General features: G+C 37.9%; 12 protein-coding genes and 1 pseudogene. 9 read left to right on the plus strand and 4 right to left on the minus strand.

Annotated features, from left to right (window positions below; all coding sequences use genetic code 11):
- The first annotated feature begins 412 nt into the window (after nucleotides 1-412).
- From FTT84_RS15530 to FTT84_RS15555, 6 genes are all read left to right on the plus strand, one after another.
- On the plus strand, nucleotides 413-1561 hold the full coding sequence (locus FTT84_RS15530) for a hypothetical protein (protein WP_024160769.1): 1149 nt from the start codon (nucleotides 413-415) through the stop codon (nucleotides 1559-1561).
- A 189-nt stretch (nucleotides 1562-1750) separates the two neighbouring features.
- Nucleotides 1751-1906 carry a hypothetical protein gene (locus tag FTT84_RS15535; RefSeq protein ID WP_005006030.1) on the plus strand — a complete coding sequence of 52 codons (156 nt, stop codon included), beginning with the start codon at nucleotides 1751-1753 and terminating at the stop codon, nucleotides 1904-1906.
- 38 nt (nucleotides 1907-1944) lie between these two features.
- The gene (locus tag FTT84_RS15540; RefSeq protein WP_024160768.1) at nucleotides 1945-2370 is read left to right on the plus strand and encodes a hypothetical protein; all 426 of its coding nucleotides are present in this window, start codon (nucleotides 1945-1947) and stop codon (nucleotides 2368-2370) included.
- 330 nt (nucleotides 2371-2700) lie between these two features.
- Nucleotides 2701-3657: a hypothetical protein gene (locus tag FTT84_RS18110; protein WP_228160841.1), complete on the plus strand. Its 957-nt coding sequence runs from the start codon at nucleotides 2701-2703 to the stop codon at nucleotides 3655-3657.
- A gap of 22 nt (nucleotides 3658-3679) precedes the next feature.
- A complete protein-coding gene (locus FTT84_RS15550) occupies nucleotides 3680-4141 on the plus strand; it encodes a hypothetical protein (RefSeq protein ID WP_046127872.1) in 462 nt (153 codons plus the stop codon).
- 51 nt (nucleotides 4142-4192) lie between these two features.
- Nucleotides 4193-4441, plus strand: coding sequence for a hypothetical protein (locus FTT84_RS15555; protein WP_033917550.1), 249 nt, complete (start codon nucleotides 4193-4195; stop codon nucleotides 4439-4441).
- A gap of 134 nt (nucleotides 4442-4575) precedes the next feature.
- On the opposite strand, the gene FTT84_RS15560 is transcribed toward FTT84_RS15555, so the two are convergent.
- The 3 genes from FTT84_RS15560 to FTT84_RS15570 form a co-directional block, all read right to left on the minus strand.
- Complete coding sequence (locus FTT84_RS15560) at nucleotides 4576-5865, minus strand: Y-family DNA polymerase (protein WP_038350012.1); 1290 nt, start codon at nucleotides 5863-5865, stop codon at nucleotides 4576-4578.
- Nucleotides 5862-6380 carry a translesion error-prone DNA polymerase V autoproteolytic subunit gene (gene umuD / locus FTT84_RS15565; protein WP_033917549.1) on the minus strand — a complete coding sequence of 173 codons (519 nt, stop codon included), beginning with the start codon at nucleotides 6378-6380 and terminating at the stop codon, nucleotides 5862-5864. The genes FTT84_RS15560 and umuD overlap by 4 nt, the downstream gene beginning before the upstream one ends.
- 370 nt (nucleotides 6381-6750) lie before the next feature.
- A complete protein-coding gene (locus FTT84_RS15570; RefSeq protein WP_038350011.1) occupies nucleotides 6751-6987 on the minus strand; it encodes a hypothetical protein in 237 nt (78 codons plus the stop codon).
- Between the two features lie 130 nt (nucleotides 6988-7117).
- On the opposite strand from FTT84_RS15570, the gene FTT84_RS15575 reads away from it, so the two are divergent.
- Both FTT84_RS15575 and FTT84_RS15580 read left to right on the plus strand, forming a co-directional pair.
- Nucleotides 7118-7255, plus strand: coding sequence for a hypothetical protein (locus tag FTT84_RS15575; protein ID WP_155276666.1), 138 nt, complete (start codon nucleotides 7118-7120; stop codon nucleotides 7253-7255).
- A 114-nt stretch (nucleotides 7256-7369) separates the two neighbouring features.
- On the plus strand, nucleotides 7370-7825 hold the full coding sequence (locus FTT84_RS15580) for a hypothetical protein (protein WP_033917523.1): 456 nt from the start codon (nucleotides 7370-7372) through the stop codon (nucleotides 7823-7825).
- A 57-nt stretch (nucleotides 7826-7882) separates the two neighbouring features.
- Here the strand turns inward: FTT84_RS15580 and FTT84_RS18115 are convergent, their stop codons facing one another.
- Complete coding sequence (locus tag FTT84_RS18115) at nucleotides 7883-8473, minus strand: DNA cytosine methyltransferase (RefSeq protein ID WP_227504911.1); 591 nt, start codon at nucleotides 8471-8473, stop codon at nucleotides 7883-7885.
- A gap of 131 nt (nucleotides 8474-8604) precedes the next feature.
- Here FTT84_RS18115 and FTT84_RS15590 point away from each other — a divergent pair.
- Nucleotides 8605-9040, plus strand: a pseudogene (locus tag FTT84_RS15590) (IS5-like element ISAba31 family transposase); the annotation flags it as partial.

Below are 9040 nucleotides of genomic sequence, written 5' to 3' on the forward strand. Positions count from 1 at the left end.
TTCTTGACTCAAGCATTAATGCAGTACGATCTTCAAAGTTAAGATGATGGTATGACAATTTTATATACTCCATAAACCCTTTAAATTAATTAGGTGGTTTATGTCGCACTTCAAGTTTTACTCTGCCATGGCAACTATTAATTATTGCCATCTTTTTTTGATATAGATCTATGTAATCAGGTTATTTTAATATGTGAGCCTTATTTTATTTAATTAAATATAAATAATTGATATTAGTTTTATTCAACGTATACGGTGATTTTAATTGATTAAAATATTTTAATTACTGAACCACTACCGTTGTTAAATTCAGCTTCATTAATATTTTAAGGAAAAAATTATAAACGCCACTTAATAACTATTATGGAATCTCAGATGTAGAGCACACGGCTCAAAACTTGGAGATTTTAAAATGTCACATTTCACAGTTGCAGTAGTTACCACCCCTGATGGTGATGTTGTAGATGCCCTAGAACCATTTTACGAATTTGAATGCTCAGGCATTAAAAACAAATATTGCATTTCAGAATCATCATTGGACGAAATTAAAGACCAATACGAATCGACAGAAATCACTTTGATGAAAAACTCAAAGCCTATCATAGATGATGGTGAAGAACGCTATGCGTTTCTTGACGACCCTCGTTTCGTGCGTGATGCAACAGACTTCGAGCTTGATGCCATCAAAAACAACAAAGGTGATATTTTTGCTGACTTCCCGAACGGCGGTAAACATTTATCAGTGGTACAGGTCAAAAACGATGATGGTACGTACTCAAGTCGCATTCGTGATTTAGGCATGTTCATTCAATGGCATCAAAAAGATGTGCCATGTACTGAAGTGTTTGAGCTTCAACAGTTCATTAACTGGTATAACGAAAAAGTTACGCCGACTGTTTTGACAGGTGAAAAACCTGATGAAAGTTGGACAGAATGGATAGAGCTTGATGCTGACGGTAAAGTGGTCGATTACTTCACCACCACCAACCCGAATCCGAAATACGATTGGTATGAAATCGGAGGACGTTGGAAAAACATGCTGTTGCGTCTTGATGGACGAAAAGTGGATAGCTGTCCGATTGGTGAGCTAGATTTTGAAACCGAAATCAACCGCTTAAAAACCGAAGCTAACCGTGTTTATGACTATTTTGAGAAGTGTATCGGTGATGCTTCACGTACTTGGCGGTCATGGGCTGATGTTTGGTCTGATGAATCAATCGAATCAGTGAACGATAAGCGTAATTTCTATCATAACCAAGATGCAATCTTATTAATGAAAGCCAGTGATACGGATAACCTGTTTGGCATATTCGGACATGAATTTGATGAATTTTTGGTGAGCCGTGAAGAATTCCTAGCTAAAAAATCAGCAAACCCATTCGGTACGTACTGTTTCTTAGATGCTACCACTGATGCAGAAATCGGAGATTGGACAGGTTCAGAATGTGGATTGTTTGGAGAAGACTTATACAAAGAGGAAAATTGGGAATCCAAAAACCAAGCATTGCTGAAGAGCTTTCCAAGCGACTATATAATCACGATTGTTGATTGCCATATCTAAAACCCAAACAGGGATAAGCGTAAACCCTTATCCCTTTTCTTTTGGGCATTTTTTAAAACGCATTCGATGTTTTTTAATTGATTAAAAAGGTTTTGAATTTTTAAATTTTAAATTTTAAGAAAAATTAAACAGCTATTGCGCTTTGTATAATGAATATAGATTTAATCACTATCCTTAAGGGCTTTTAATATGTGGAATACATTAGTTTTAATTCGTAAAACCGCAACGTCAAAAGAAATAAAAGACAAAGCTGATATGTATTTAAGCCAGTTAAATACTGCAACCATTTCAGCATCTCTTAAAGCTGAAATACTCTCTTTTATCGAATCTGTTTTAAACGATTAATCAACTTAGGCTCAACGCCTACAACTTGGAGAAACCCCATGAATTACTACAACACATTCACCATTCCATGCAATTTTAAAGTACAGCACATTGAAGATGGTCAATTTGTCGTGTTTTTTGCTGATGGCACTCAGTTAAGTTACCAGATTGAAAACACCAGCAAGGTTAAATGGATTGAACCTGAAGCATTCAGCTTAGAGCAAGTACTCCTAAGCTCAAAAGAGCCAATCAATGCCGATGATATTGACATCATTAAGTATGCTTCATACCGCTTAATTGCTGACACGCCATTGATTGATGATGATGGTAGCAATCCTGAACCTGATTGCCTTTACTGCAAAAAATCTAGTGACACTCTTAACAGCCTCATACTTCAAGTCACTGAAGCACATACCCTCCCATGTTGGCTACTGACATCAAACGGCGTTCATATCCTAGATATTAATGAATTGACTGAAGCTTAATAACAACAACCAGTGAAGCATGTCTATTGCTTCACTTTTTGGCAGTTGAAAACCGCATTCGATGTTTTTTTAGTTGATTAAAAAAAGGTTTAGAAATTTGGTTGTGGCCAGCGCTAGATCTGGCGCACCAGGATCAATGCTTATTTGTATGGTTCGTTAATTGCTTCCATCATTCTAATAGCATCCTCATTACTATTTTTAGCTGCTATCTGTTAAAAGTCGCAGCAAGGACCAGTAAAACAATAATAAATAATTTTAAAAAAGTTTTTGGGTTAGGTTCTATCTTAAAATAAACATATTGAAGCAGAAAGCTTAAAACTTGGAGTTGAAATGGTTTCTATTAATGAATTACTGAACAAAAACCTTGATCGCAAATATGGTCCAATTGAAGCGCATGAAGTTATAGAACTTGTTCGTGTAACTCGTGCGCCAGAATCCGTAAATAACCCTTCAATGCCATCAGTTAGAATTTCTACTGCAGATCTGCACCATATGGTTGAACAAGCTAAAAAGTTCAATTTGTGGGAAGAATGGTCCACCAAGGTTTTAGCAACTGAGTTGCCATACAACCCTTATCTTAAGCCAGTGTTTACAGGTCATAGTTTCCCACGTTCTAGCATGTCTACTGACAACTACGAAGCATTAGTACGCTCTACGTTAGTGCCGGTGCTACTACCTGAAGATAAAAAGTCTTTTATCAACCTGAATGACAAAGTTATGTCATTTAACAACCTCATGTTTGATATGCCCGATGCGATGGTGAACCATCTCATGACTGGTAAAAAACTTTGGCTATATGCAAAAAATGGGCAAGTGGTCTGGTATACCCGTGCTGAGTATGAGGCGCAAACCAAGTGGAACCAGGCTGAACAGGATGCTAAGAAAAAAATTACTGCATTGTTTGAATTATTCAATGCGCTGCAACAAGCTAAACCGATCTTTGATGCTATCGATCAGAAGAAAAACTTCAGTGCTTTACCGTTCAAATGGTTCACTGGTGTAAAAATTGTAATGTCAGGCTTGTCAGCTGGATCATGGGGCGATGGTGAAAAATCAAATACAGTGACTCACTTGGTTTTTGATGAAGACTACTCAGGATCTAAATTGGTTCGTGAGAAAAACCAGTACTTGTGCTCAGCTGGAGGCTTATTCCCTGCAGATGAAGCAAAGAAAGAATTCAAAATGAAAGTAGGTGAAGTTACCGTGGACACGGTACCGCACCTTGTTACATGTAAAGTGTGCCTAAAACGTATTTTTACGCAACTTGCATTAACTCAATCTAATTAATCAAATTTATAGGGTGTTCATCATGAATAACAAAACAATTGCCAAAAAAATGATTAACCAAGTTAAATCGGTTATCACTGACCCTCAAGCAAAAAGCTTGTTGGCTGCTTATCACGTAGAGACGTCATTTACCCACTTCTACGAAACACACAGCCACATTTACTTGGTTGGTAAAGACATTACTGCAGTCATGGCCAAACATTTTCCATACTTCACGTTTAAGACTCGTGATAACAAGAAAGCCCGTCACGGTATTGGCGATGGCTCAATGTCTGATTGCTTAAACAAGCTGCGCCGTGTGTATCGCTTAGAAATCAAAAAACCGATTAGCGAGAAGTTTATCGCTGAAGCTGGTGCACCGACTTTCACAAAAAGCCAATCTGTAAGTCCTGTTGCTTATTTGATTGATGAAGTTGTGCAACAAGAAACAGCGCCGATCGCACGATCTGACGTTCAAAACAGTTTCCAGGATCTTTTCAATTGATTTGAGGCTTATATGAATATGCATACGACTCAAAAGAGTGAGAGAGACAAAATGACAAAACGCTGTTCTGTTGATGTGAAGTCACCCTGGTTCTTCATAGAGGACCAAATCCCAAACAAAGATGGCACGGCGTTTATTGTGTGGGATGAATTCTTAGACCATGAAATTAAACCTATCCGCTGGAGCGATAAGATCCGTGACTATGCTTCAGGTGAAGTCGAATGGAGTGGAAGCTTCTTATTTTGGCGATATGATGATGGTACACCAGCTGAATCACCAAGAAGCTATCAGCAATCTTAATTTCTTATATTTCCGAGGGTGTAGCCAATTGATTTTGAGATTTGATCAATCTCTTTAAGGCAAAGGTTTGATTCCTTGAATGCCAGTTCGAGTCTGACCATCCCCGTCATTGCCAACAAATTCCCTCAAATGAATCAATTGAAGACAATCATACCAGCCTCACTAAAATAGTTACGGCTTTGACGTTCTGACTTAGGTTCCCAATCTCTATTTTTCAGATTACATGATCCAGCAGCAATTTTAGCCTTGCCAAACTTACTTTGAATGTTTTGAAACGCCGTCATTAACGCTTGCTCTTTTTCAAGCTGCTCTACGTCAGTTAGTAGGCCGATCGTGCGATGTTCTTCTTTTATCAATTCACACAACATCACGCCACATTTCTTAAACTCTATCCCCTCTTTGTACAATTTATCAATCAGTGATGTGGCAGCTTTAACCAGTTGCATCAAATTGTTTGTAGGTTGGGTAAACGTGTATGTTAACGACTTGCTGTAATACGGTTTTGACTGGTCAAATGGGTTGGATTGCAAGAAAACAATCAGAGATCCGCATAGCTGGTGTTCAGCAACAAGCCGATTGAATGCATTATGGGTATATTTGCTGACGGCTTCTTGAAGAATTGAGAGCTCAGTAATTTTCTGGCCGAAAGATTTGCTCGAGACAATCTGTTGTTTCGCCTTAGGTGAACTTTCAAATTCAAAGCATGGCTGGCCAAGCAATTCTAAAATCGTACTTTGCATATTCACATTGAAGAGTTCACGCATTCGATTCGGGTTGGATGTTGCAAGATCCAGCACACTTAAAATCCCCATGTCATTAAGCTTTTTAGCGTACTTTCGCCCTACACCCCATATTTCATCAACTGGCATGCTTTGATAGTAGCTTTCGACATCTACCAGGCTCATTGTCACTAAATTACAGATTCCATTTAATTCTGGATTCTTTTTGGCAAGGTTGTTGGCCATTTTACTTTCAGTCAGTGTTCTACCAACACCCACGCACGTTGTTAAGCCAATAAACTTATATACTTGATGCCGAATCTCCCGTGCCATTTCAGTAGCATCAAAGTTTTTAGTAAATTGAGTAAATTCTATAAAGCCTTCATCAATGCTGTAAATGCTGTAACAGCTTGGATCTACAAAACCAGATAATATTCCATGAAAACGGCGTGACATTTCGCCATATAGCGCAAAATTGCTCGATAGCACATGAACGTTATGTTTATTGATGATGTCTTGGACCTTAAAGAGTGGCGCACCCATCGGGATTTTTAAGAGTTTAGCTTCAGCGCTTCTCGCGATGATTGTTCCATCATTAGAGCTTAAGACAACGCATGGTTTACCCTTTAACTTAGGGTTCCAAAATGCTTCCATCGAACAATATGCCGAATTTATATCAACATGAATAAATACCCGGTTTGTCATTTTCGTGCGTCTTTAATGATGTAAGTCACTACGCCCCACACAATCAATTCCTGTTCAGGTTTTAGAAAAATATGTGAGTGCTCTTGGTTTTCTGCTTTAAGCCAAACTGGAGGGATAGATTTTGCATCTGGACCAAAAATTTCATTAATTTCACCAGCTGACATTTGCTTGGTGATCATCAACCGCTTAACGGTAAAGTCTGTTTCTAGCTGAGCAACAATAATATCTAGATGCTTGGCGTCTAAGCTTCTATCGATTATGAGCTTATCGTTAATATCTATACCGGCATTTAGCATGGAACGAGAGCCTACTTTACCAATAAACGTAGAGTACTCATTGGTGATCAGCATTTCGTTGAGATCGACCGACTTTTCAATAAAATCTTGTGCTGGTGATGCAAATCCAGCCGACAGCAGCTCTAACGCCACTGGAATGCGTTTAGGTGCACCAGGAGCAAGAGCTTCAATTTCAACTAAATCACCAGCTTTAAGCGGTATTTCTGATTTTTCTGACATCTCAAGACCGGTGAAAGAATATATATACCAATTCTATTTCTTGCATGTCTGATGATCAATCAAAAAATAAAAACCAGTAGGCATGCCACTTGCCTACTGGTCGTATTGGAAGTTCAAAATTGACTTAGATCTTAGAAAAACTCAAGTGATATAAGGCTGTTGCGCGTACTAAATTTTGACGCGGTGATTTTGGTTTCCAGGCCTGGTCAGACCATGGCCAGAGATCAGGAACCGACTCACTTGTATATGCAGATGGTTTAGAGGGAATTCATCGCATAAACAGATTGAGCATTTAATAGCGTTGAATGTTAAATATCTACGGCAAACTGCTTTCAGATTCATGAATTGGGTTTGTTCAAAAACAGCGTTATTAATTAAAAACTAAAACGCCTTTCCACATGTACAAAACCAGTAGAATAAAACCAATAAGAATATGCACTTCGATAATGACTATTAGCCAGCTTCTGCACATATTGAATAAATACTTAAAGAACGATGGCGCTTGGTGTTTATATTCGTTTTCTTCTTCGTAGTCATCTGTATTGACATGGTTCCAAAACGGTTTCTCTTTGGTTTTACACGGGTTGTCATTATCAGATTTAGACAAAATTTTTACCTTTTATAACCTAACCAATTAGATAATTATATTAAATCTATTAGCCACAAAAACTTTATCAAAAAACTTTTTTTCGTTAATTTATTTGTTTAATGCACTGATCAAATTAAATGTGAGTGACTTGGACCTATCTAATCGTATGAAACTGAGTGTTACTGAAGTTGGACATCTATATTCACTTGAATACACAACCAAGATTGAAGTGCTGGAAGAAGCATTTTTAGCATTAGGACTTTGGATCTTCAGGTTATTTAATTAACTTCTACCCTTTTGACCTAGCCTAGCTAGGTTTTTTTTTGAAAAAATTTTAAAGCCCAAACAGTCTTTAAAATGAATACATCAAGCTCATTGCTTAAAACCTGGAGTATTCAAGATGTATCTACGCTACACGATGTTTAAAACAGATGGAGAAAAAGTCCTTAGTTCGCACGGCATTGGGTTAAGCAACTGCTTTATTTACCATGCAGCGGAAATACTCTACAAAGAGGTTCAAAATTCTGCATCTTTTGACCGTTACATTGAGAGATTATCAAAGTGTAATACGATCAAATACAACCACGAACGACACGGCGACAAAGCACGTATTGTCTATTTTGCACCTGAAGATCTAACGCGTGTCTCTTACAGTACAACATATAGCGAACGGGTTGAAAATGCCAATATCGATAGCTTTGACTTGATTACCCTGTACGCTGAGTACAAAACTATTTTTAGTTGTATCTATTTTGATATATCAACGAATACCTGGTCTGTACGTACATACACTGATGTATTAACATCAATGGGCATGTTAAAGCCACCAGTAGCACAGTTAGCATTTGCAATATAAGAGCCCCTGAAAAGTCTTATACCCACCTAGCATTGACCAATCAATGCTAGGTTTTTTTTACGATGCAATTTGATATTTCATTTCATGTTTAAAGTTTGCTTTGACAAGTGCATGGGATAGATCTGGAGGTACTGAGTTACCTACCATTCTGTATTGCTCAGTTTTCGTCAGCTTAATTTTTTGGTTATTTTCATCTACACCATGAGTAAAGATGTAATTGCTTGGAAAGCCCTGAGCCTTATACAACTCAAATGGTTGAATCATCCTAAAACCAATGTCTTCAATATAATAATGTTCATTATTGATTTCGATTAAGCCGAAACGTTCAAACAAGTCATTCTTAAAGTTGAATTGCCCGGTAAATTTCAAAAGTAGCGCACGTACTTCCGCAAACTGATTCACGGTCGTTAACGTGTGAAATGGTTCTGATAGCTCTTGGCCAGTGCACCCCTTTTTCATTTTAGATAGGTGACACACGTATAGCGCATGTGTACCGCCTTTTGTTTCTGCTGTAATTGTACGTAATGGCTCATTTATTGGCATGGATCTACGACTTGAACCATTGGCACACTCAGTAAGAATTGGCGCCACATTGTCCACGATGTAAGGTTTTGGGTTGTGAACGATATATTTTAAAATCCCCCTCACAATTCGCTCTAATGTAGCTGGTGCTAAAGGTTTTTTACGCTTGAATATGCTTAGGGTGTGTTGACACTTTTAGTTTAAAAAAATAGCGAAGTAGTAAAATCAAATCGCCAAACCCAATTTTACTATTCGCTATGCCTCGTACCATGCTGACAGATCAACCCTGGCAAAAGTTGAAAGTTATTCTGCGTAATTTATCCATTCACCACAACTCAAATTTACGCAATTTTATTGAAGCTATTCTCTATAGAATTAGAACAGGCTGTCCGTGGCGAGATATTCCTTCTTGTTTTGGTCATTCCAACTCTATTTTCAAACGTTTTAATCGTTGGTCAAGCAGCGGTAAGTTACTTAGATTATTCAAATTACTAGCCTCATGCCCCGATATGGAGTGGATTTTTATTGATGGCTCTCATGTACGTGCTCATCAACATTCTGCCGGTATAGCGAATCAATCTATTTCTAAAAGTGTAGGAGGAAACTCCTCAAAAATACATTTGATTGTTGATGCACATGGCAATCCTATTGATTTCATGATTACCGATGGAACCACACATGATGTTAAAGTTG

This window comes from Acinetobacter sp. YH01019, assembly GCF_013420285.1.
Classification (GTDB): Bacteria; Pseudomonadota; Gammaproteobacteria; order Pseudomonadales; family Moraxellaceae; genus Acinetobacter; species Acinetobacter gandensis.